Source organism: Kineococcus endophyticus (assembly GCF_040796495.1).
Lineage (GTDB): Bacteria > Actinomycetota > Actinomycetes > Actinomycetales > Kineococcaceae > Kineococcus > Kineococcus endophyticus.
Map to the genome: position 1 here is coordinate 107842 of NZ_JBFNQN010000017.1, position 20609 is coordinate 128450.

A 20609-nucleotide genomic window follows, 5' to 3' on the forward strand; every position below is an offset into this window, starting at 1 on the left:
GCGGGTCAGCGCACCTCGCGCAGGGTGGCCTGCGCCGCGTCGAGCCACGCGCGACGGGCCCGCAGGGCCTCCTCGGCACGGGACAGGGCACGCGCGTCGCCGGAGGCGCGGGCCTTCTCGACGTCGGCCTCGAGGTCGCGGATCGCGTTCTCGAGCTGGCTCGCGAGCCCGCCCGCGCGGGCCTGCGCCTCGGGGTTCGTGCGGGACCACCGCGCCTGCTCGGCGTCCCGGACCGCCGTCTCGACGGCCCGCAGACGGCCCTCGACCCGGCCGAGGTCGTTCCGGGGGACCTTGCCCGCGGCGTCCCAGCGGTCCTGGATGCCCGCGAGGGCCTTCTTGGCCGCTGCCAGGTCCTTGATGGGCAGCAGCGCCTCGGCCTCGACGAGGAGCTGCTCCTTGACGACGAGGTTGTCCTTGAACTCCTCGTCCACCGCCTCGTTGGCCGCGGTGCGGGCCGCGAAGAACACGTCCTGCGCTGCGCGGAAGCGGTCCCACAGGGCGTCGTCGTCCTTGCGTCCCAGCCGGCCCGCCGCCTTCCAGCGGTCCATGAGCGCGCGGTAGGCGTTCGTCGTACCGCGCCAGTCCGTCGACGTCGACAGCGCTTCGGCCTCGACGACGAGCTTCTCCTTGTCGGACCGGATCGAGTTCCGCTGCTCGCCCAGGGCCGCGAAGTGGTGGCGGCGCATCTTGTCGAACGCGCTGCGGGCGTGGCTGAAGCGCTTCCACAGCTCGTCCTCGGACCGCTTGTCGAGGCGGCCCTCGCGCTGCGCGGTCTTCCAGTCCTCGAACAGGGTCCGCAACCGCTCGCCCGAGGCGCGCCACTGGACCTTCTCCGGGTCCTGCCCGGCGATGCCCTCGGCCTCCTCGACGATGGCGAGACGCGCGGTGCGCAACTCCTCGCGGTGGGCCGCGCGGGCGCGGTCGGCCGCGGCGCGGGCCTCGTCGGCCACGGTCGCCAGGGCCTCGACCCGGGCCGCGAGCGCGTCGAGGTCGCCGACGGCGCGCGTCTCGGCGAGGGCGGTGCGCAGGCCGCTGACGCCGGCGACGATGTCCTTGCCGCCGAGCTCGGTGCTGCGCAGCCGCTGGTCGAAGAGGTCGACCTGCGCGACGAGCTCCTCGTACTTGCGCACGAAGTAGGCGACGGCCTCCTCGGGCGTGGCGTCGGGGTAGGCGCCCACCTCGTGCTCGCCGTCGGCGCGCCGCACCCAGACGGTGCCGTTCTCGTCGACCCGGCCGAACGCCGCGGCGGCCTCGCGGTCCACGGAGGTGGTGTGACCGACCTCGGTCGCCTCCGGCGCGGCGGCGACCGGCGGGGCCGGGGGCTGCACCGGACGCGGGGTGGGCCGGACCGCACCGGGCGTCGGGCGCGGCGCGGGGGCCGGCGTCGCCGGTCGCTCCTGCGCGGCCTCCTCCGTCGCCGAGGCTTCCTCGGAGGCGTCGCCCTCGGCCTCGGCGGGGGCCTCGACAGGCGCCTCGACGGGGGTGTCCGTGGGCGCCTCGACGGGCGCCTCGGCCTGCGCGTCGGGGGTGGTCTCGGTGGTCTGGGGGGTGTCCGCCACGTCCTGGGAGGACGCCGGCTCCTGCGGCTGCTCGGTCACCTGCCTCATTCTAGGTCCCCGACCCCCCGAACGGCGCGGCCCGTGACCGCGCGCCGCGTCGTCGTCGCTGCGGGTCACTAGGCTCGTGGGGTGATCGTCGACCGCGTCGAGGCGTCCGTCTTCGGGACGAACTGCTACGTGCTGGCTCCCGAGGACGGCGCCGAGTGCGTCGTCGTCGATCCGGGCGTCGGGGTGGCCGACCGCCTCGCGGACGTGCTGCGGCGGCGCCGGCTCAAGCCCGTGGCCGTGCTGCTGACCCACGGCCACGTGGACCACACGTGGTCGGTCACGCCGGTGTGCGGCGCCCACGGCGTCGCCGCCACCATCCACGCGGACGACGCCTACCGGCTGCACGACCCGCTGAGCACCCTGGGCGGACCGCTGCGGGCGGCGCTGGAGGCCACCACGGGCCGGGTCACGTGGGCCGACCCCGAGGAGGTCGTCACCGTCCACGACGCCCAGCGCTGGTCCGGTGCGGGGCTGGAGCTGACCGTGACGCACGCCCCGGGGCACACCGAGGGATCGGTCCTGTTCACCGTCGACCGGCCCGGCCGCCCCGACCTCGTCCTGTCCGGCGACGTCCTGTTCGCCGGGTCCATCGGCCGGACGGACCTGCCCGGCGGGGACCCGTCGGCGATGCGCCGCAGCCTGGTCGAGAAGGTCCTGACCCTCGCCGACGACGTGGACGTGCTGCCCGGGCACGGACCCGCGACGACCGTCGGCCGCGAGCGGGTGAGCAACCCCCACCTGCTGGCGTTGCGCTGAGCGTCAGTCCTCGACCACCACGCCCAGGTGGGCGGCCATCAGCGGGGCGAGCTGGAGGAGCTGGCTCGAGCTGACGACGGCCCCGCGCAGGTCGCCCACGCCGTCGAGGCCATCGGTGATGTCGCTGCCCCGCAGGTCGACCGCCTCCAGCCGGGCGCCGGTGACGTCGAGACGGCCGATCCGGCAGCCGGAGAACCGCACGCGCCGCAGGTTGGCCGAGCCCAGGTCGAGGTCCCGCAGGTCCACGCCGTCGAAGGTCACGTCGACCAGCTCGGCCCCGCGGAGGTTGGCGAAGTCGACGCGCCCGCCCCGGACCAGCACGCGGTTCCACGAGGCGGTCGACAGGTCCAGTGCCCCGATGCGGCAGCCCTCCACGACCGTGTCCCGCCACGTCCCCGCCCGCCACGGCGCCTCGGTCGCGCCCAGACCGGTGATGCGGCAGTCGACGAACCGGGCGCCCGCCAGCTGCAGGGCGTCGGCGCGGGCGCAGCGCACGACGCAGCCCAGGAACCGCGCGTCGCGGGCGTCGACCCCGGACAGGTCCAGGTCGGCGGGGAACAGCTCGCCGTCGTGGTCGCCGCCGGTGAGCGGCGGCTGCGTCCGGTGCTGCAGCTCCTCCTCGTCCGCGGGCAGGTCGGGGTCCGGCAGGCCCGGGGCGTAGCGGCTGGCGTCGGGCCCGGCGGGGACCCGGCGGGGGGTCGGCACGGCGGCAGCCTGGCACAGGTGCCCGCCGGACGGTCAGTGCACCGCTAGTGGTCTGACCGGAAAGTTCATGCCCCCCTTCGCGCCCTGAGCACGCACCTCGCTGCGTTGTGGTCGCTCGAGATGACGCTGCCATCCCCTCGCTTCCACGCCTTGCGATGCACGCACTCAGGACGCGCCTGTGGTCACGAACTCTCCGGTCAGACCACTAGTGGACGGCGAGGTCCTCCGCCGCGAAGCCCAGGACGCGCACCCGGCCGTCGGCGGACGCCAGGACCCGGCCCCGGGCGACGACCACCCCGTGCCGCGGCGGCGCGACGCGGAAGCGCACGTCGTAGGGCAGCCCGGTGGAGGCCGAGGAGCGCAGGGCGGAGGAGACGAGCGAACGGTCCTCGCCGTGCACCGTGCGCTGCAGCCACTCCGGCAGCGAGGCGTGTCCGGCCTCCTGCCCCAGGCCGTACAGCGCTCCGCTGCGCGCGTCCCAGGCGACGGAGTCCTCCTCGGCGTCGTACTCCCAGGCGCCGGTGGTCTCGCTGGGCAGGGCCGCCTCGCCGGAGACGCGCAGGTCCACGACGCGTCCGGCGGTGGGGAGCATCCCCGCGAGACGGGCCCTCAGGGCCGGCGGGACGAGGTGGAGGGTGGAGGTGGAGCGGACGTCGGCCAGGACGCGGGCCAGGGCCTCGTACGCCAGGCCGTCGCCCTGCACGACCACGCGGTCCTCGACGCCCTGCTGGTCGTCGACCGCGACGGCGTCCACCAGCACGGTCAGGACGGGATCCGGGGCGTCGGGCAGTTCGTCACCCCACAGCGTCTCCAGCGCCTCGCGGACCCGTTCGGCCCTGCGGCGCAGGTGGTGTTCTCGACTGAGCGCGTCCGGCACCGCCGACCTCCCTCGTCGGCGCCCCCTGCTGGACGCCTGTCCTCACGGTCGCGACCGCAGTCCACCCCTGTTCGGCGTCTGAGCGCTCCCAGCAGTGAACCGTCCTGGTCGTCCGGTGACAACCCGGTGGGATGAGCGCTCGTCTGGTCAGGTGACCGGATCTGGTCACTTGACCAGATCGCGGGTACTGTCGTCCTCGTACCCCCCCACGACACCTCGTCCCCGCGGGCCCCGCCCGCCGACCCACCGGGAGCTCCCGTGACCCAGACGCCCACCCCCACCGGCAGCGCCGCCGTCACCGTCCGCCCCGCCGGGACCGCCGACCTGCCCGCGGTCAGCCGCGTCCTCGCCACCGCCTTCGCCGCCGACCCCGTCATGGCGACCTTCGTCGAGGGGCAGGGGGACCGTCGGTCCCGCCTCGAGGGCTTCTTCCGCGCGGTCCTGCTGTCCGGCCCCGCCCGTCACGGGGCCGTCGACGTCGCCGTCGACGCCGACGGTCGCGTCCTCGGCGCGGCGGCCTGGGAGGCCCCCGGCGGCTCGGGACACCTGCTGGCCCAGGCGCGCCGGCTCCCGCTGTTCCTGGCCAGCCTCGGCCTGCGCGGCATCCGGCGCGCCCTGCGCAACCAGTCCGTGCTCGCCGAGCACCGGCCCCGGCCGGCCCACTGGTACCTGACGGCCATCGGGGTCGGCGACGGCGCTCGCGGGCTGGGGGTCGGGTCCCGGCTCCTCGACGCCCGGCTGCGCGAGCTCGACGCCCGGGGCGACGCGGCCTACCTCGAGGCGTCCACGCCGCGCAGCCGGGCGCTCTACGAGACCTTCGGCTTCCGCCACCTCGCGGCCATCCGCGGCCTCGGTGCCGGGGTCAGCCCGTCGTCGATGTGGCGGCCCGCCGTCTAGCCGGTGGGCCCGCCGTCCAACCGGTGGGGCGGGTCACCGGTCGGTGACCCGCTCCCGGGGCAGGGCGGCCACGAGGAGTCCGGCCGCCCCGACGACCGCGGCCGCGACCACGAAGAGCGGCGCGAACCCCCCGGTCCCGGTGACGATGAGCGCCGCGGCCAGCGGACCGAGGTTCTGCGGCAACGACGCCGCGATGCCGAGCAGCGCGACGGCCGCCGCCGGACGCTCGGTGCGGGCCGCGACCGTCGCCACGACCGCCTGGTCGACGGCCATGAAGCTGCCCCAGCCGATGCCGAGCACGACACCGGCGACGAGGACCGTCGTCCGGTCCGGGACGAGCGCCAGGGCCAGGGCCGCGCCGGCCTGCAGCACGACGGAGGCGACGAGGAAGCGCCGCCGCGCCCGCCACCGGTCCGAGAGGGGCCCGCACACCGCGGCCGTCAGGACGGTGGCCACGACGTAGACGAGGACGACCTGGACGAGGAACTCCTCGGCGTCCGCCAGCCGCAGCCGGTACGTGAAGAAGAACAGCAGCAGCGTCGTGCCGAGCGCGTTGCCCAGCACGAGCAGCCCGCGGACCCCGAACCCCGCCAGCAGGGGCCGGGAGGATCCGCGGCCGGACCCTTCGAGCGCGGGCTGCGCCGTCCCCGGGTCGACCGCGAGGGCGAGGGCCGGGGCCAGCGGCCGGGGCGGCCTGGCCACGGCGTAGGGGACGCAGGCCGCGACGACCGCGCCCGCCAGGAGCAGCCCGCCCGTCCGGGCGTCCTGGCCGGCGGACGCGGCCAGGGCGGTGCCGAGCACGATGCCGAGGGCGTTCGCGGCGGCGACGCCCGTCGAGACCGTCCCGCGCTGTCCGGGCGGCACGCGGCGCGTGACGGCCACGGTGAGCACGGTCCCGGCGGCGCACAGCCCGAGCAGGGTCAGGCTCCAGGCGACGGCCGCGCCGAGCAGCGTCGACTGGACGCCGAGGACGACGAGCCCCAGGGCGCACAGCGCGACCGACGCGACGTACCAGCCGCGGTGGGTGGCGCCGGACGGGGTCCTGTCCAGCGCCCGCCCCACCAGCGGCAGGGCGAGCGCGGCGACCAGCCCGCCCGCGCCCGCGACGACGCCGAAGTCGCGGACGACCCCGAGCCAGTCGCTGCCGGTGTCCAGCCGTGCCGTCAGTTGCGGCAGCAGGACCTGCAGCGGGGCGAACTGGGCGACCCACAGGCCCAGCCAGGCCAGGACGAGGGCCCCGGTCCACCGCTTCCAGGGATCTCCGGCGGTGCCGGTGGCACCGTCCGTCCCGGCGGCCGGAACCGCCGGGACGGGGCTCAGCGCGCGCCGGGGGAGACGTGCCACCAGACGGCCTTCCGCCGGGTCCACAGGTCGAACGCGTCCAGCGACTTCTCCGGGGACCCGAAGCCGGACTGCTTGAACCCACCGAACCGGGTCGTGATGTCCCCCTCGCTGTAGGAGTTCACCGAGACGACGCCCGCGTCCAGGGCCCGGGCGACGCGCAGCGCGCGGTCACCGTCCCGCGTCCACAGCGAGGCGGCCAGGCCGTACCGGGTGTCGTTCGCCCGCTGGACCGCCTCGGCCTCGGTGCAGAACGTGGAGACGCTGACGACCGGCCCGAAGACCTCCTCCTGCTCGAGTTCGGCGTCGGCCGGCAACCCTGCCAGGACCGTCGGCGGGTAGAAGAAGCCGGGGCCCGGCAGGGAGTTGCCGCCCGTGTGCACGACGGCACCGGCGGCCCGGGCCCGGTCGACCAGACCGCGCACGCGTTCGCGCGCGGCGGCGCTGACGAGCGGGCCGATCTGCGTGGCCGGATCGGCGGGGTCCCCGACGATCAGCGCGGCCGCCCGTTCGGCGAGGCCGTCGAGCAGTTGCTCGGCGACGTCGGCCTGGACGAGGACGCGGGAACCGGCGGTGCAGTTCTGGCCACCGGACAGGAACGCCGCCTCGGCGACCGCGTCGAGCACCCTGTCCGTCTCGGCCGCGCCGGCACCGTCGAGGGCGTCGGCGAACACCACCTGCGGGCTCTTGCCGCCCATCTCCAGCGCGACCCGCTTGAGGTTGCTGTCGGTGGCGGCGTGCAGGACGGCCCGTCCCGACGCCGTGGACCCCGTGAACGAGAGCGCGTCGACGTCGGGGTGCGCGGCCAGGGCCGCCCCCGTCACCGGACCGGTTCCTGTGAGCACGGTGAGCACGCCGTCGGGAACCCCGGCGCGGCGGGCGAGGTCGGCCAGCCGCAGCCCCGATCCCGGCGTGGCGTCGGCGGGTTTCAGCAGCAGGCTGTTGCCCGCGGCGAGGGCCGGCCCGACCTTCCACGCCGTCATCGCCAGCGGGTAGTTCCACGGCAGGACGGCCGCACCGACGCCGACGGGTTCCAGCAGGGTCATGGACAGCGCGTGCGTCGATCCGCCCTGGGCGCCGCCGGTGACGGCGGAGGTCAGCTTGTCCGCGGCGTCGGCGAACCACCGCAACGACTCCACCGCCCCCGGCAGGTCGTTCTCCCGCACCTCGGTCACCGGCCGGCCGGACTGCCGCGAGTCCAGCGCGGCGAGTTCGTCCGCGGACTCCTCGACGAGGTCGGCGAGACGGCGCAGAACGGTGGCGCGCTCGCGCACGGGCAGCTGCGACCAGGTCCCGGCCGCGAACGTCCGCCGGGCCCGGGCGACGGCCTCGTCGACCGCCGCCGCGTCGTGGACGCGGACGTGCTCCACCACCCCGCCCGTGGCCGGGTCGACGAGAGCCACGGTCTGAGCGGTGATCTGCTCGGGGGTGGCCGCCACCGCGGTCACGGGGCGAGTTCCAGGCGGCCGTCGACGCGCACGACGTCGCCGCGTTCGACGAGCTCGTCCAGGTACTCCTGCATACCCCGTTCACCCTTGCCGCGGAAGAACACCATGAGGGCCGGCAGCAGGTTGGGGAACACCGTCGCCGCCCGCACCAGCCGCGCCTCCCGGGGTTTGGGGTAGGCCTCCAGGCGCGGCCGGTGCAGCAGGCTGAACACGGCGTCGACGACGTCGGCCGTCGTCTGCGGCGGGGTCTGGAACTGCAGCGTGTTCCCGCCGTCGATGGCCTCCTGCCGCAGCATGCGGGTGTCGGTGGCCGAGGGCAGCACCGAGGAGACCGCGATGTCCGGGGCGAGGTCGAGCGCGATCGACATCATGGCCCCGCGCAGCCCGAACTTCGACGCGCAGTACACCGGCGTCTCCGCCTGGGGCATCAGGGCCGCCAGCGAGACCGTCGTGATGATGCGCGGGTCGGGGGAGCGACGCAGCAACGGGATGACGGCACGGGTCACGTAGAGCGGGGACGTGAGGTTCACGGTCAGTTCCTGGTCGATGGAGGCCATCGACCGGGAGGCGAACCGCTCCGAGCTCGTCATGGCGGCGTTGTTCACCAGGACGTCGACGACCGCGTACGTGCTGCCGATGTCGTCGGCCACCTCGCTCACCTGGGCGGGGTCGGTGAGGTCGGCGACGAAGGCCCGGTGCCGGGCCCCGGCGCGCACGGGCAGGGTCGCGGCGACGGCGCGGGCGCGGGGGGCGTCCCGGTCCACCACGGCGATGCTGGCCCCGGCGCGGGCGAGCCGGTCCGCCAGGGCGCTGCCGATGCCGCCGGCGCCGCCGGTGATGACGACCACCTTGCCGGCGGGGTCGAAACCCCGACCGCGGGCCAGGTCCCGCACGGCACGGGCGAACTGCCCGATCACGACGCGGTCCCGGTGAGGACGCGGTCGGTGGCGCGGGCCGCGCCCGGAGCCCGGCGGGTGCCCGTCTGCAGGCGCCAGCCGAACTTCCGGCCCACCTTGGCGCGGTAGGCCGAGAGGGCGTCGGCGTCGACATAGCCCTGGTGGCGCGGGGAGGCGTCGAAGCGGATCCCGCCGGACAGGTCGGGCCGGTCGGTGCGCAGGAACTGCTGGAACTCGGCGTAGCGCTGCGGGTTCGACCGCTTGTCCTCGAGGTGGCTGGCGATCATCTGCGCGAACGCGTCGAAGTGCTTGTAGGCGCCGGAGTTCGTCTCGGTGAAACCGATCCCGTACAGCCCCTCGTGCTCGCGGGAGAACGCGGTGAGGTAGAGGTCCGGGTGCTGCTCGTCGCCGAAGTAGCGCTGCGCGTAGGGCACGCGGTGGCGGTACCCGGTCGCGGCGATGATGGTGTCGACCTCGGCGCTGCGCCCGTCGGTGAAGGTGACGGTGCGGCCCTGGACGGAGCGGATCCCCGGCCGGGGTTCGACGTCGCCGTGCTGCAGGGCGAGGAACAGGTTGCTGTTCAGGACGGGGTGGGTCTCGAACAGCTTGTGGTCGGGGTCCTGCAGGCCCCAGCGGCTCGGCTTGCCGTGCAGCAGGGTGAGGGCCCGGCCGAAGAGGAACTGCTGGACCCGCATCGGCAGGTGCGGGCCGCCGGCGGCGAACACGTCCGAGGGGCGGCCGAGCACGTGCTTGGGGATGAACCAGTACCCGCGGCGCATGCTGATGACGACGCGGTCGGCCGTCCGGGCGGCGTCGACGGCGATGTCGCAGGCGCTGTTCCCGCCGCCGATGACGAGAACCCGCTGACCGCGCAGGTCGTCGGCGTTGCGGTAGGTGTTGCTGTGCACGAAGGTCCCCGTGAACTCCCCGGGCAGTTCCGGCATGGACGGGAACCACTGCGCCCCCGTGCAGCACACGACGGCGGAGTACCGCCGGCGGCGGCCGTCGGCCGTCGTGACGAGCCAGCGGCCGGTGGGTTCCTTCGCCACGTCCGTGACCGTGACACCGGTCTCGATCCGGTCGGTCAGGTCGTAGGCGTCGGCGAAGCTGCGCAGGAAGTGCAGCACCTGGCGGTGGTTGGGGTAGTCGGGGAACTCGTCGGGCATGGGGAAGCCCTCGAACCCCGACGTGGTCTTGCTGGAGATGAAGTGGGCCGCCTCGTACATCGGCGAGCCGGGGGCGTCGATGTCCCAGATGCCGCCCACGCCGTGGCGTTCCACGTGGTCGTAGGGGATGTCCCGGGCGCGCAGGGCTCGGGCCGCGGCCAGACCGGCGGGGCCGGCGCCGATGACGAGCACCGCGTCACGGCGGTCTTCGACGGGCGTCTCGGGGGACTGCCCGGCGGCGGCGCTGCGGGGGCTGAGGGGCGTGACGTTTCCGGACACGGTGACCTCCAGGTGGTGGAGCGGGACTGTTCCCGACTGGGTTCAACCATGGGGCGTCGCCAGCATCTGGTCAAGTGTCTTGGTCATCTGACCAGGGAACGTCCACCGAACGCCCACGGTGTGCGACGATCGCGCCATGGCCCCGCCCAGACCGCGACGCAACCCCGGAGAGAAGCGGGAGGAGCTGATCGTCGCCGCCGCGCGCGTCATGAGCCGTGAAGGCGTGACGGCCACGACGACGCGCCGCATCGCCGAGGAGGCCGGCGTCCCCCTCGGCACCGTCCACTACTGGTTCTCCACCAAGGACGAGCTCGTCCGCGAGGTCGCGGCGGGCCACCTCGAACAGGTCCAGGCCGCCGGCCGCGACGTCGAGGTCGAGGGCGGGGAGGCGGCCGACGAGGCCCTCGCGCGGTTGCGGGCCGCGCTCGCCGCCGAGGAGTCCCTCGACACCGGGCGCCGGTTGTCCCTGTACGAGCTGACGACCTGGTCCCTGCGCACCGAGGGGCAGGCCGACACGGCACGGGACCAGTACCGCGCCATGCGGGCCGCCGCACGGTCGCTGTGCGAGCCGTGGCTGCGGGCCCACGGGCCGCAGGGCGTCGACGCGGTCGCCGGTGAGGAACGGCTGGACGCGTTGTCGGCCCTCGTCGTCGCCTTCTTCGACGGGCTCGCCCTCAGCGAGCTCGCCGACCCGGACGGGACGCCCGGCGACGCCGTCCTCGAACTGTTCAGCGACATGGTCGGAGCCTGGGTCGCGTCGCGACCTGGTGCGTGATCGCCGACCGGAGTAGCGTCTCGGAGCAACAGCTCACCGGAGGTGGTGCCCCGTGGTCACCGGGATCGTTCTCCTCGTCGTCCTCTACCTGCTGACGACCCTCGCCTCGTTCCGCATCGAACGCCACGAGCGTCGCGTCAACGCCAAGTCCACGCCCTGGAAGGGCGGCTGGCTCTGACGCGTGCCGTGACCTGCGGTCGGCCCCGGTCGTCGCCGGTCGCGACCCGTTCGTCGGCGGATCCCGCGGCCTCCTGATCGTCGCGTGGGGACCACCTGAGCGACGTGTCGAGCGAAGAGTCTGACGCCTTCTGGAACCGGGCCCGGCACCGCTGGACGCGGTGGAGACCTGTGACGACGACAGCGAGCACCCCCTTTCGCGGATGCTGTAGTCCCGCCGCTCCCCGGCGCTGGAGGACCTCACCTCGACCATCGCGCGGGCGCCCCGGGAGTTCGAGAGTTCACCGCCGCGGTCGGCGGTGCGTCGGGTGATGTTGCGGCGGAGCGCATCGACGCGTCCTGCCCGCGGGACAGTGAAACCCTCACCCCGCCGTCCGAGCCGCGGCGCTGGCGTCACCGCAGAGTTTCGCCCAGCTCGAACGAGGGGCGACGTCGACCGCCCGACGTCGCGTCAGCCCTTCCTGACGTCAGCGAAAGCTGTAACGTTGAGTGGGTGGAGAAGCTCACGACCCTCGACGGCCACCTCGAGACCGACCTCACCGCCCGCATCGACGTGCTGACGCGTTTCGGGCACGCCCTGTCCGACCCCACGCGCGCCCGAGTTCTCGTCGCCCTGCGCACCGAAGGGGCCTACCCTACCAAGCTTGCCGAACGCCTGGGTGTGACCCGCACGAGCCTGTCCAACCACCTGGCCTGCTTGCGCGGCTGCGGGCTGGTCGTCGCGGTTCCGGAGGGCAAACGGATGCGCTACGAGTTGGCCGACGGCGGCCTGCGTCAAGCGTTGGAGGACCTGTTGGGCACCGTCCTGGCGGTCGACGTCGTCGCCTGTGCCGCGGCCCAGGCCGGGGAGGGCTGCTGCTGATGGACCGGCCGCTGCTGTCGATCACGCCCACTACGCCGGCCTCGACGCCAGTTCCGACGTCGGGGGGCCAGAAGTCGGCGGAGGTGCTGAGGCGCACGGCGCGGCGCCAGACGCTGACCCGTCGGGTGCGGTTCCTCGTCGGCGCCACGATCACCTACAACGTGGTCGAGGCCGTGGTGGCACTCACCGCCGGCCACCGCGCGGACTCCTCGGCCCTCATCGGCTTCGGGCTGGACTCGATCGTCGAGGTGTCTTCCGCGGCCGCGGTCGCTTGGCAGTTCTCCGCCCGTGAGCACGCCCGCCGCGAGGCTCGTGAGCACCTGACGCTGCGGATCATCGCGGTGTCCTTCTTCGCCCTGGCCGTGTACGTCACCGTCGAGTCGCTACGCGCCTTGTTCGGCTCCGGAGAGGCCCGACCCTCCAGCGTGGGCATCGTGCTGGCGGGGCTGAGTCTGCTGGTCATGCCGTTCCTGTCCGTGGCCCAGCGCCGGGCCGGACGGGAGCTGGGGTCGGTCACCGCCGTGGCCGACTCCCAGCAGACGCTGCTGTGCACCTACTTGTCCGCGGTGCTGCTGGTGGGGCTGGTGCTCAATGCTCTTGTGGGCTGGACCTGGGCCGACCCGATCGCCGGTTTGGTCATCGCGTTCATCGCCGTCAAGGAGGGTCGGCAGGCCTGGCGCGGGGAGGGCTGTTGCGTGCCTGACGCGGGATTGGTGGGCACCGACTCGGGGCTTGGAGGTCCGACGGGCAGCTGTGGATGCGGTGACAGCTGCTGCAGCTGATCGCAGCCCTCGTCCGCCAGCGGCCACCGTCCGCAGCTCGACGAGACTGCGAGGTCGTCAAGCGCTCGCACCGCGGGATGACCGTGAAGTAGCCCCGACGCGACACGACCCCGGCCACGTCCACGCCTCCTCAGGTGCCGAACGGAGGGCTACCCGCGGGGCGAGCAGCGGCGGCCTTGATGGCGTGGGCGTCGCCGTCCAGGCGTTGCCTGTCCCGGTCCAGCGTCTTGGGGAGGTTCTCGACGGTCCAGCCGTCTCCGGTGTAGCGGGGCAGGACGTGCAGGTGGAGGTGGAGGACCGTCTGAAAGGCGACCTCGCCGTCGCATAGGAAGAAGTTGATCCCCTCGGGGCGGAACGTCGAGCGACGCAGGGTTCGGGCCAGGTCGTGAGCTACCGCCCAGACGTGAGCACCCGTGGTCTTGTCCAGGTCCTCCAGGCCCACTGCGTGGTGGCGCGGCACAACCAGGAGGTGCCCGGGGGTGACGGGGTAGCGGTCCATGAAGGCCACGACGGTCTCGTCCTCGTACACCGTGCTGGCCTCGGCCTTGTGCTGGGCGATGGCGCAGAAGATGCACCCCTGCGCCGTCGCCGTTGCGCTCTGTGTCATGGGGGCGACGGTTCCAGTGCGCGGAGGTGGGGTCTACTCGATTGATGAACAGGCGGATCTTCTGATGGACCGCTCTTCGTCAAGACCGCGACGTTGCCGGCAGCTCAGGACCGCGCGCACCGCGGGATGACCGTGCGCCCGCGCGCAACGCGGGATGACCGTGAGGTCGTTGGCTGTGTTGGAGCACTCGCAACAGGTCTTGCTCGTTGCGCCGAGCGGGCTTCGGCCCCGTCGCTGTCTTCGCCGCTCATCGCCGGGCAGGCAAGGTAGCCGGATGTACTCATCTGACGGACACCGCGGCGACAGCTTCCTCTTGCCGCGGACGCGAACCTGGCCTCTCGCGGTGTCCGTCGGGTGGTGGGTGATCGCGGCCTTGAGCGGTGTCGTCTGCGGCTACCTCTTCGTGGCCGCACCGGGGTGGGCCGGCTCGGAGGTGCCCGTCGGGACGGTTGTCGGGGTCGGCGCTGCCGTGGCCGTGGTGAGCGTGGTGGCGCACCTGTGCATCCATCCCTGGTGGGGGCCTGCGCTGGTCTGGGTGGCGTTCGTGGTGGGCACGGTGCCGACGCTGGCCATGGAGGACGCGTTGTGGCTGGTGGCCGCAGTCATGCTCGGTGGTCTCGTCGCTGGGTACCTAGCTGTGGTCAACCTCGCAATCCTGGCTGTTCGAGCTTTGGTGCGACGGCGTCGCTAGTGAGCTGAGGTTGCCCGGCCTCGCGTTCTCTGTCGTGCGCCCGACAGCGCGCTCTTCGCCAGAAGCGTGAAGTGGGTCAGGTGCCGGAGGCCATGTAGGCGGCGAGGATGTAGTTGGGGTGGCGGTCCAGGGTGGTGCGGGCCCGGTCGTAGCGCATCGTGGTGCGGGGGTCGGCGTGGCGGGCGGCGATCTGGACGTCGCGCAGGTCCACGCCGGCGTCGAGCATGGTGGTGACGTAGGTGTGGCGCAGCATGTGCGGGTGCATCCGGGGTAGCCGGATGCGTGCGTCGGCGGCCAGGTGCTTGAGCCGTCGGGTCGCGGAGTGGCGGTCGATGCGTCCGCCGCGGGTGTTCAGCATCAGTGCACCCGTCGTGCGGTCGCCGATGGCGCGGTCCACCGCTCGCCCCACCGCCGGGGCGAGGGGGACGAGGACGATCTTGTGGCCCTTACCCAACACGCGCAGGACGCGGTGGCCGTGCTCCTCGCCGAGGTCGGCGATGTCGAGGGCGCAGGCCTCGAAGATGCGCAGGCCCAGGAGTCCAAGCAGGCAGACCATAGCGAAGTCGCAGGGGTTGGCCGAGTCCCGCGACGTAGCCAGCAACGCCTCCAGCTGCAGGTGGCTCAAGCCCAGCGTCGGTGATTCCGGGGGGACGTTGGGGCGGCGGACGTAGTCGGCCGGCGAGTGCTCCAAGACCTCGTCGACGACGCAGGTCCGGTAGAAGCTGGCCACCACCGATGTCCGCCGCGACACGGTGGAGGCGGCGAAGCGTTGGGTCTCCTGCATCCATCGCACGTAGAGCTCGATGTGGGGTCGCCGCGCCTGCAACGGGTTGAGCTGCCGGAGCTGGCACCAGGTGAGGTAGGCGCGCAGGTCGGATTGGGCGTGGCGGCGGGTCTCGCCGCGGTAGCGAGCGAGGTAGGCGGCGATGGCGAGGCGGAGGGGGTCGGTGCGCCAGGTCCCGTCGCCGAGGGCGATGGGCAGCGAGGTGGGAGCAGGGCCAGGAGGATCGGAAGGCAGGGTCATGCTCGAGCGTGCCTCCGCGTCTACGGTCTGCGCGAGGCACCGGCCGGGGTGGTTAGGACATCGGGTGACCCGCCGGAGCGGGGACAGACGCGATCCACGATGCTGACGCGGTGCCCGCCGCGACCGTCAGCCCGCTACACCTGGAGGACCCGTCGGTGGAGTCGCCGGCGCGGAGACTGCGGTGAGCGTGCACGTCTTCGTCGACGAAACGAAGGCCAGCGGACTGCTGGTCGCCGCCGCCCGGGTCCAGCCCCGGCAGCTGGCCCCGACCCGCACGCTGCTGCGAGGGCTGCTGCTGGCGCGGCAGGAGCGGCTGCACTTCACCAAGGAGAACAAGGCCCGCCAGGGTCAGATCGCGGCGGCGTTGTGCGGCAGCGGGGTGGTGGTCGACCTCTATGACGCCCGCACGATCGCTGACCAGCGCCTCGCCCGGCGGCTGGTGCTGGAGCGCCTGGTCGCTGACTGCGCCACGGCGGGGGCGCACCGTCTTGTGCTGGAGCAGGATGACTCCCTGCTGGCTAGCGACCGTCGCACCCTGCGCGCCGCAGTGCACCAGGCGGGGGTGGTGGATGAGCTGGTCTATGAGCACCTGCCGCCCCGCTCGAAGCCATTGCTGTGGATTGCGGACGCAGTGGCGTGGTGCTGGACCCACGGCGCTACCTGGCAGGGGCGGATGCGTCCCATCGTCGGTGAGGTCCACCAGCTGGGCTGAGCGGCCTCCCGTGACTGGTTCCCGAGCGGACTGACGATGGAGGCCCGGAAGCGGGGACGGGGGCTGGGTCGGCGGGGTCCTGAACTGCCCTGGACAGCGCGAAGCCCGGCTCACCCACCGTCCGGAAGGCTGCCGGGCCCACTTCGCACCCCTACAGGGATGCGCACCTCTGCAGTATCGGCCCCTGCAGCGGCAGACACAAGCGCCCGCTGCGGCTGCTCCACTGCCCCGTCCTGGTGCGGGTGGGCGCGCAGGAAGCAGGATGACCGTGCGCCCGCGCGCACCGCGGGATGACCGCGAGGTCGCGGACCGCGAGATGAGCTGCTCGCCCGCGGTAGGTCATGGCGCCTTGTCGGGGGCGGTCTTGAGAGGGTGGACCATGGACGTCCCGTCGATGATCATGGGTGCCGCCATCGCTTCGGTGGTGTGGATCGTGTTGTGGCCGCGCAAGCGCGCCGGCAGTGGAAAGGGTGCCGCGTCACGCGACTGAGCCGCTACTACCACCCGTTCCGCGGGATGACCGTGCGCTGCGCGCGCACCGCGGGATGACCGGACGGTGCAGAATCTGCAGATCAGACCACGGGGCGGTGGTCGTCTGCTTGGTTCCCGGAGGGGTCGACCACGACGACGGAGGTGGGGTGAGCGCGCCACTGCTGGGCGACGTCGGCGACGTCGGTGACGAGTACGTCGATAGCTCCTGGGGCTAGCACCCGGTGGGTGGACGTGGTGTTCAGCTTGGTCCGGTCAGCGAGTACAGCGACCTGCTGGGCACTGTCGGCCATCGCGGTCTTGACGGCGGCATCACGCGCATCCACCGACGTGGCCCCCGCCTCGGGGTCTAGGGCGCAGGTGCCCAGGAAGGCCCAGTCGGCGCGGTAGCGGTTCACCCCGGCGACGGCGGCGGGACCGATGAGAAAACGCGAGTGGCGGTCCCACTCCCCTCCGGTGACGTGCACCGTGACGTCCGGATCGGGATCCAGCGCCACGGCCACGTCCAGGGAGTTCGTCACCACCGTCAGCGGGCGGACCTGGCGAGCGATCAGGAGGGCGTGGGCCAGGCTCAAGACGGTGGATCCGGCGTCGAGGACGATCGTCTGATCGGGCCGCACTAGCTGGGCGGCGGCGGCTCCGATCGCTCGTTTCGCTTCGACGGAGACGTGTTCGCGTGTGCTCCAGGACATGCGTGCCGGGTCGAGGGTGACGGCTCCACCGTGGGTCTTCTGCAGGTGCCCAGCGGCGGCCAGGGCGCGCAGGTCCCGGCGGACCGTGTCCTCGGAGACGTCCAGCTCGCGCGCCAGCGCGGGAACCTCTACGCGCCCGTCGTGACGTAGTTGGGCCAACACCCGCTCTCGGCGCTCCGTGGTGAACATGACTGAAGCATCGCATATTGCTGTCGATTTAATCTTGACTCTGCCGAAGTGCGCCGATCTACTCGTGGTTGTGCCTGCCCGCCAGGTCCGTCAGGACCCAACTGCTGCCCACCCCGGCGTCGGCTCACCCCCGTCCTCACTCCCGTCCTCACTCCCGCCCTCACTCCCGCCCTCACCCTCGTCTCCACCGGTGCGCCCCCTACTGGGCCTGGCCGTGGTGGGAGTCGTCGGGTTCGTCGTCTTGGGGAGCGTCACCAGTGCCCTGGGGCCCGTGCTGCCGACGCTGAGGGCGCGCCACGACCTGGACGCCTCCGGTGCGGCCTGGCTGCTGACGGCGTTCTCCCTTGGCGCCACCGTCGGCGTGCTGCTGGCCGGGATCGTGCAGCGGCGAGTGCCGGACCGCACCTCACTGGCCGTCGGATCAGGTCTGGTGTTCGCCGGCTGCGCACTGCTGCCCGCGGCCGATGATGCGGTTGCGGCGATTGGGGTCCTGCTGCTGATCGGCCTCGGGTTCGGTGCTGTGGACCTGCTGCTCAACCTGGTCTTGGCCGGTGCGGGACGTCACGGGTCGCTGCTCATGGCCGTCAGCGCCGCGTTCGGCGTGGGTGCGGTGGGGATGCCGCTGCTCGTCGGGTGGCACCCAGGACGGGTGGACCTGCCCTTTTGGACGTGTGCCGGGGGCGCCCTGCTGCTGGCCGCCCTGACTCGGTGGCTGGACCTGCCGGCCCCGCGTCGCCGGGTCCCCCCGGGGTGTCGGGTCCTCCCGGGGCGGGCGGGCCCGGCGGGTGGTCGGATCGCGGTGGTGCTGTTGGGGGCGGTCCTGCTCGGCTACGTCACCCTCGAAGGCGGGGTGGCCGGCTGGGAGACCACCCACCTGCACGCCACCGGCGGCTCCTCGCCGTCCGAGGCCGCCGGCGCGGTGGCCCTGTTCTGGGGCGGGCTGACCATTGGCCGCCTCCTGGCCGCCCCGCTGGTCGCGCGCCTGCGCCCGCGCCGGCTGCTGCTGCTGGCCCTGGGGGCGAGCACACTCAGCCTCCTCGCGGCCGCGACCCTCGGCGTGGTTCCCGGCGCGGCCGTCGTCGCATACGCGTTGGCGGGGTTGTCGATCGCGCCGGTCTTCCCTGCGGTCATCGCCTGGCACACCATGCGCTACCCCGGGGGAGAGGGTGTGGTCGTCCTGTTCGCCACCGCCCTGGCCGGCCCCGTGCTCACCGCCCCGGTGACCGGCGCCCTGGTCGACGCCCACGGAACACAGGCGATCCCATGGATCTTGACCGCCCTCGCGGCGGTCACCACCGCGCTGGTCGTCGCCACCCGCGCCTCGCGGGTGCTGCGGTGAACGACCCCGCACCGGAGGCGGCCGGCGTTCAGGTCATCCTCCTCGACCCCCAAGACCGCGTCCTGCTGCAGCTGCGCGACGACACCCCCGGCATCCCCTACCCGGGCACCTGGTGCCTGCCCGGTGGCCACCTCGAAGAGGATGAAGATCCCGTCGCGGCTGCCGTCCGGGAACTGCGCGAGGAGATGTCTCTGGAGATCGCCTCCTCGGCCCTGCACCACGTGGTTTCCGTCCGGCGTCACTACGGGGTGGAGCACACGTACTGGACGCATCTGGACGTCGAGGCAGAGCGGTTGCCGCTCACCGAGGGCCAGTCCGTGCGCTTCCACGCCCTCGCCCAGGTTCGGCTTCTGCGGTTGGGATACGAGGACAATGCCGTCCTGGAGGAGTTCTTCGCTCGCAGGGGCCGTACGTGAGACCCAGTGCGCAAGAACAGACCTCCGGCGCGGGGGGACGAGTACACAGCGTCACTGGCCCTGCCATCTTGGCCGACGTGGCCCAGGCGGCGGGGGTGTCCGCGAGCACCGCATCCAAGGTCGTGCGAGGCCTGCCTGGTGTCTCGGCCGAACTGCGCCGCCGCGTGCTGCGGGCCGTGGCGGAACTGGACTACCGCCCCCACTTGGCAGGGCGGGCCCTGAGCACGGGCATCACCATCGCCGAACCGGTCACGATCGCGGTCCCCACGCTCATGAGCACCTACTACCGCCGGCTCACCGCCCATCTGATCCGTGCCGCCCGCACGGCCGGTCTGTGCAGCAGGATCGTCCAGACGGAGGGTTACCGGCACGTCGAGGCTGAACTGCTGGTCGCCAGCGTCCGGCGCAGTACGCCGCTGCTGTTGGCCCCCTTGCACCTGCACCAGCCCACGTCGTCCGGGCGGGCTGCTCCCGTCGTCCTGCTCGCCGATCTGGACGCTTGCTGCGACCTGGACCGCGTGGCAGTGGACTCCGCCGGCGCAGCTGACTTGTGCGCCACGCACTTGCTGCACCGGGGCAGACGGCACCTCGCGTTCATCGGCGCCGGCGGAGAGGGGACGCACGCCGCCGCGGCTCTGCGAGAGCAGGGCTTCCACCGGGCGACCCGCCGCTACGGGGTGGACGTTCCCACCACGCGGACCCGATCCCTCCCGGGGTGGACCGCGGAGCACGGCGCCGACGCCACGACCGCGTTGCTGCGTAGGGATCCGGTCGTTGACGGCATCGTCGCCGCCAACGACCAGATCGCCGTCGGAGTTCTGCATGCTCTGCGGGTTCTTGGGCGGCGGGCGCCGGACGATGTCGCGGTCACCGGTGTCGACGACGACGTCGCCGGTGACAGCGCTCCTGCGTTGACCTCCGTCGCCCTGCCCATCTCCGAGATGTCCGAGGCGGCCGTCCTCTTGCTGACCCAGAGGCTGGCGGGCTCGGCCGAACCCGCCCGCGTGCAGCGGTTCACCGGCCGTCTCCTCGTGCGGCCCAGTTCCGGCCGCGATTAGGTCGCCGGACAGCGTGACCCTTTGCTGATCTTGATGTCGAGAGGGACCCGGACATCGGCACGAGCGCGAAGTCGCCAGCCGCCAGCGACCTCGCGCACAACGCGGGATGACCGTGAACTTTGGTCGTTACAGCGACTCGACCCAGTGATCTGGCGCGACGTCTGGCCGATGCGGTACCGGGCGTTCCCCTTCGCGCCACCCGCCCGGGCCGAAGGCCACCTCGGCCACTGCCCGCCAGAAGCGGCCCGCGGTGGGGTTGTCGTGCTGGAACGCGATCGACCAGGGTCCGAGGTGGCGGCCGAGGACGTTGAGGGCCAGTTCTTGGCCGAGGCCACCGCGGCGGGCAGCGGGAGCAATCCAGAGGGCGGCCAGCCCGCGTCGTTGCCGGGTCAGCCCCTCCACGAGGGCGAAGCCGACCGGGGCCGGCTCACTGGTCTTCGGATGTGGGCGCCATGCCAAGTACGTGGCGTGGTCCTTATCTGGCCCGTGGGGGAGGTCTTGAGCCTGGTAGCGGCCGTCGGGGTAGGGCAGGGCGGAGACGGCCAGGGCGAGGTCGTGGCGGAAGAATTGCCACAGCCACGGCAGCACCTCCCACTCCTGGTCGTGAACGGGACGGACGTCGATGGAGGCCACGTCGACAGCTTCTCAGTCATGCTGCGGCGCACTGCAGACCACGCGCACCGCGGGATGACCGTGAGGTCGGTAGCGCCGCACAGTCCACGATCGCCATCCTGGTTGCGTGCACCCTGAGCTGGACGCAGCGTTGGCGCCGTTGCTAGCGGACCTGCAGCCCTGCTTAGGGGCTCTCTGCGCTATGGCGGGGG

The 20609-nt window shown here is 73.0% G+C and carries 22 protein-coding genes; 11 read left to right on the forward strand and 11 right to left on the reverse strand.

All coding sequences use genetic code 11. The features are described 5' to 3' along the window. Nucleotides 1-5 precede the first annotated feature (5 nt). Nucleotides 6-1607, reverse strand: coding sequence for a DUF349 domain-containing protein (locus AB1207_RS21900; protein ID WP_367640721.1), 1602 nt, complete (start codon nt 1605-1607; stop codon nt 6-8). An 81-nt stretch (nt 1608-1688) separates the two neighbouring features. On the opposite strand from AB1207_RS21900, the gene AB1207_RS21905 reads away from it, so the two are divergent. Further along, nucleotides 1689-2363, forward strand: a complete 675-nt coding sequence (locus AB1207_RS21905; RefSeq protein ID WP_367640723.1) for an MBL fold metallo-hydrolase — start codon at nt 1689-1691, stop codon at nt 2361-2363. 3 nt (nt 2364-2366) lie between these two features. On the opposite strand, the gene AB1207_RS21910 is transcribed toward AB1207_RS21905, so the two are convergent. After that, the gene (locus AB1207_RS21910; protein ID WP_367640724.1) at nt 2367-3068 is read right to left on the reverse strand and encodes a pentapeptide repeat-containing protein; all 702 of its coding nucleotides are present in this window, start codon (nt 3066-3068) and stop codon (nt 2367-2369) included. A gap of 205 nt (nt 3069-3273) precedes the next feature. Then, nucleotides 3274-3945, reverse strand: a complete 672-nt coding sequence (locus AB1207_RS21915; protein ID WP_367640726.1) for a hypothetical protein — start codon at nt 3943-3945, stop codon at nt 3274-3276. Between the two features lie 258 nt (nt 3946-4203). On the opposite strand from AB1207_RS21915, the gene AB1207_RS21920 reads away from it, so the two are divergent. Further along, complete coding sequence (locus tag AB1207_RS21920) at nt 4204-4842, forward strand: GNAT family N-acetyltransferase (protein WP_367640728.1); 639 nt, start codon at nt 4204-4206, stop codon at nt 4840-4842. A 33-nt stretch (nt 4843-4875) separates the two neighbouring features. Here the strand turns inward: AB1207_RS21920 and AB1207_RS21925 are convergent, their stop codons facing one another. The 4 genes from AB1207_RS21925 to AB1207_RS21940 are packed head-to-tail and all read right to left on the reverse strand — an operon-like array spanning nt 4876 to nt 9885. Continuing rightward, nucleotides 4876-6186 carry an MFS transporter gene (locus AB1207_RS21925; RefSeq protein ID WP_367640729.1) on the reverse strand — a complete coding sequence of 437 codons (1311 nt, stop codon included), beginning with the start codon at nt 6184-6186 and terminating at the stop codon, nt 4876-4878. After that, the gene (locus AB1207_RS21930; RefSeq protein ID WP_367640731.1) at nt 6159-7631 is read right to left on the reverse strand and encodes an aldehyde dehydrogenase family protein; all 1473 of its coding nucleotides are present in this window, start codon (nt 7629-7631) and stop codon (nt 6159-6161) included. Before AB1207_RS21930 ends, AB1207_RS21925 begins: the two co-directional genes overlap by 28 nt. Next, complete coding sequence (locus AB1207_RS21935) at nt 7628-8548, reverse strand: SDR family NAD(P)-dependent oxidoreductase (RefSeq protein ID WP_437179003.1); 921 nt, start codon at nt 8546-8548, stop codon at nt 7628-7630. Before AB1207_RS21935 ends, AB1207_RS21930 begins: the two co-directional genes overlap by 4 nt. Then, nucleotides 8545-9885, reverse strand: a complete 1341-nt coding sequence (locus tag AB1207_RS21940; RefSeq protein ID WP_367640774.1) for a flavin-containing monooxygenase — start codon at nt 9883-9885, stop codon at nt 8545-8547. Before AB1207_RS21940 ends, AB1207_RS21935 begins: the two co-directional genes overlap by 4 nt. Nucleotides 9886-10108: 223 nt before the next feature. Here AB1207_RS21940 and AB1207_RS21945 point away from each other — a divergent pair, with 223 nt between their 5' ends. From AB1207_RS21945 to AB1207_RS21960, 4 genes are all read left to right on the forward strand, one after another. Then, nucleotides 10109-10747: a TetR/AcrR family transcriptional regulator gene (locus AB1207_RS21945; protein ID WP_367640732.1), complete on the forward strand. Its 639-nt coding sequence runs from the start codon at nt 10109-10111 to the stop codon at nt 10745-10747. A gap of 52 nt (nt 10748-10799) precedes the next feature. Next, nucleotides 10800-10925 carry a hypothetical protein gene (locus tag AB1207_RS21950; protein WP_367640734.1) on the forward strand — a complete coding sequence of 42 codons (126 nt, stop codon included), beginning with the start codon at nt 10800-10802 and terminating at the stop codon, nt 10923-10925. Nucleotides 10926-11417: 492 nt separating this feature from the next. Then, complete coding sequence (locus AB1207_RS21955) at nt 11418-11786, forward strand: ArsR/SmtB family transcription factor (RefSeq protein WP_367640735.1); 369 nt, start codon at nt 11418-11420, stop codon at nt 11784-11786. After that, a complete protein-coding gene (locus tag AB1207_RS21960; RefSeq protein WP_367640737.1) occupies nt 11786-12568 on the forward strand; it encodes a cation diffusion facilitator family transporter in 783 nt (260 codons plus the stop codon). The genes AB1207_RS21955 and AB1207_RS21960 overlap by 1 nt, the downstream gene beginning before the upstream one ends. Nucleotides 12569-12698: 130 nt before the next feature. Here AB1207_RS21960 and AB1207_RS21965 read toward each other — a convergent pair whose 3' ends face one another. Beyond that, a complete protein-coding gene (locus AB1207_RS21965) occupies nt 12699-13175 on the reverse strand; it encodes an HIT family protein (protein WP_367640739.1) in 477 nt (158 codons plus the stop codon). A 343-nt stretch (nt 13176-13518) separates the two neighbouring features. Between AB1207_RS21965 and AB1207_RS21970 the strand changes: the two genes are divergently transcribed. Then, on the forward strand, nt 13519-13866 hold the full coding sequence (locus tag AB1207_RS21970; RefSeq protein WP_367640741.1) for a hypothetical protein: 348 nt from the start codon (nt 13519-13521) through the stop codon (nt 13864-13866). Nucleotides 13867-13942: 76 nt separating this feature from the next. Here AB1207_RS21970 and AB1207_RS21975 read toward each other — a convergent pair whose 3' ends face one another. After that, the gene (locus AB1207_RS21975) at nt 13943-14890 is read right to left on the reverse strand and encodes a tyrosine-type recombinase/integrase (RefSeq protein WP_367640742.1); all 948 of its coding nucleotides are present in this window, start codon (nt 14888-14890) and stop codon (nt 13943-13945) included. A gap of 181 nt (nt 14891-15071) precedes the next feature. Here AB1207_RS21975 and AB1207_RS21980 point away from each other — a divergent pair, with 181 nt between their 5' ends. Continuing rightward, nucleotides 15072-15602: a hypothetical protein gene (locus AB1207_RS21980; RefSeq protein ID WP_367640743.1), complete on the forward strand. Its 531-nt coding sequence runs from the start codon at nt 15072-15074 to the stop codon at nt 15600-15602. Between the two features lie 572 nt (nt 15603-16174). Here the strand turns inward: AB1207_RS21980 and AB1207_RS21985 are convergent. After that, nucleotides 16175-16972: a DeoR/GlpR family DNA-binding transcription regulator gene (locus AB1207_RS21985; RefSeq protein ID WP_367640745.1), complete on the reverse strand. Its 798-nt coding sequence runs from the start codon at nt 16970-16972 to the stop codon at nt 16175-16177. Between the two features lie 190 nt (nt 16973-17162). Between AB1207_RS21985 and AB1207_RS21990 the strand changes: the two genes are divergently transcribed. The 3 genes from AB1207_RS21990 to AB1207_RS22000 all read left to right on the forward strand — a co-directional run bounded on the left by AB1207_RS21990 (nt 17163) and on the right by AB1207_RS22000 (nt 19785). Continuing rightward, the gene (locus AB1207_RS21990) at nt 17163-18311 is read left to right on the forward strand and encodes an MFS transporter (RefSeq protein WP_367640747.1); all 1149 of its coding nucleotides are present in this window, start codon (nt 17163-17165) and stop codon (nt 18309-18311) included. Next, nucleotides 18308-18727 (forward strand): NUDIX hydrolase, encoded by a 420-nt coding sequence (locus tag AB1207_RS21995; protein ID WP_367640749.1) that lies wholly within the window; start codon nt 18308-18310, stop codon nt 18725-18727. The genes AB1207_RS21990 and AB1207_RS21995 overlap by 4 nt, the downstream gene beginning before the upstream one ends. 77 nt (nt 18728-18804) lie before the next feature. Further along, on the forward strand, nt 18805-19785 hold the full coding sequence (locus tag AB1207_RS22000; protein WP_367640751.1) for a LacI family DNA-binding transcriptional regulator: 981 nt from the start codon (nt 18805-18807) through the stop codon (nt 19783-19785). Nucleotides 19786-19911: 126 nt separating this feature from the next. Here the strand turns inward: AB1207_RS22000 and AB1207_RS22005 are convergent, their stop codons facing one another. Further along, entirely contained in the window at nt 19912-20418 is a 507-nt protein-coding gene (locus tag AB1207_RS22005; protein WP_367640753.1) for a GNAT family N-acetyltransferase, read from the reverse strand. Nucleotides 20419-20609: the final 191 nt, after the last annotated feature.

Coding starts and splice junctions, on each gene's coding strand:
- AB1207_RS21900 (WP_367640721.1), bottom strand. CDS start 1,607: ATGAGGCAGGTGACCGAGCAGCCGCAGGAGCCGGCGTCCTCCCAGGAC.
- AB1207_RS21945 (WP_367640732.1), top strand. CDS start 10,109: ATGGCCCCGCCCAGACCGCGACGCAACCCCGGAGAGAAGCGGGAGGAG.
- AB1207_RS21960 (WP_367640737.1), top strand. CDS start 11,786: ATGGACCGGCCGCTGCTGTCGATCACGCCCACTACGCCGGCCTCGACG.
- AB1207_RS21965 (WP_367640739.1), bottom strand. CDS start 13,175: ATGACACAGAGCGCAACGGCGACGGCGCAGGGGTGCATCTTCTGCGCC.
- AB1207_RS21975 (WP_367640742.1), bottom strand. CDS start 14,890: ATGACCCTGCCTTCCGATCCTCCTGGCCCTGCTCCCACCTCGCTGCCC.
- AB1207_RS21985 (WP_367640745.1), bottom strand. CDS start 16,972: ATGTTCACCACGGAGCGCCGAGAGCGGGTGTTGGCCCAACTACGTCAC.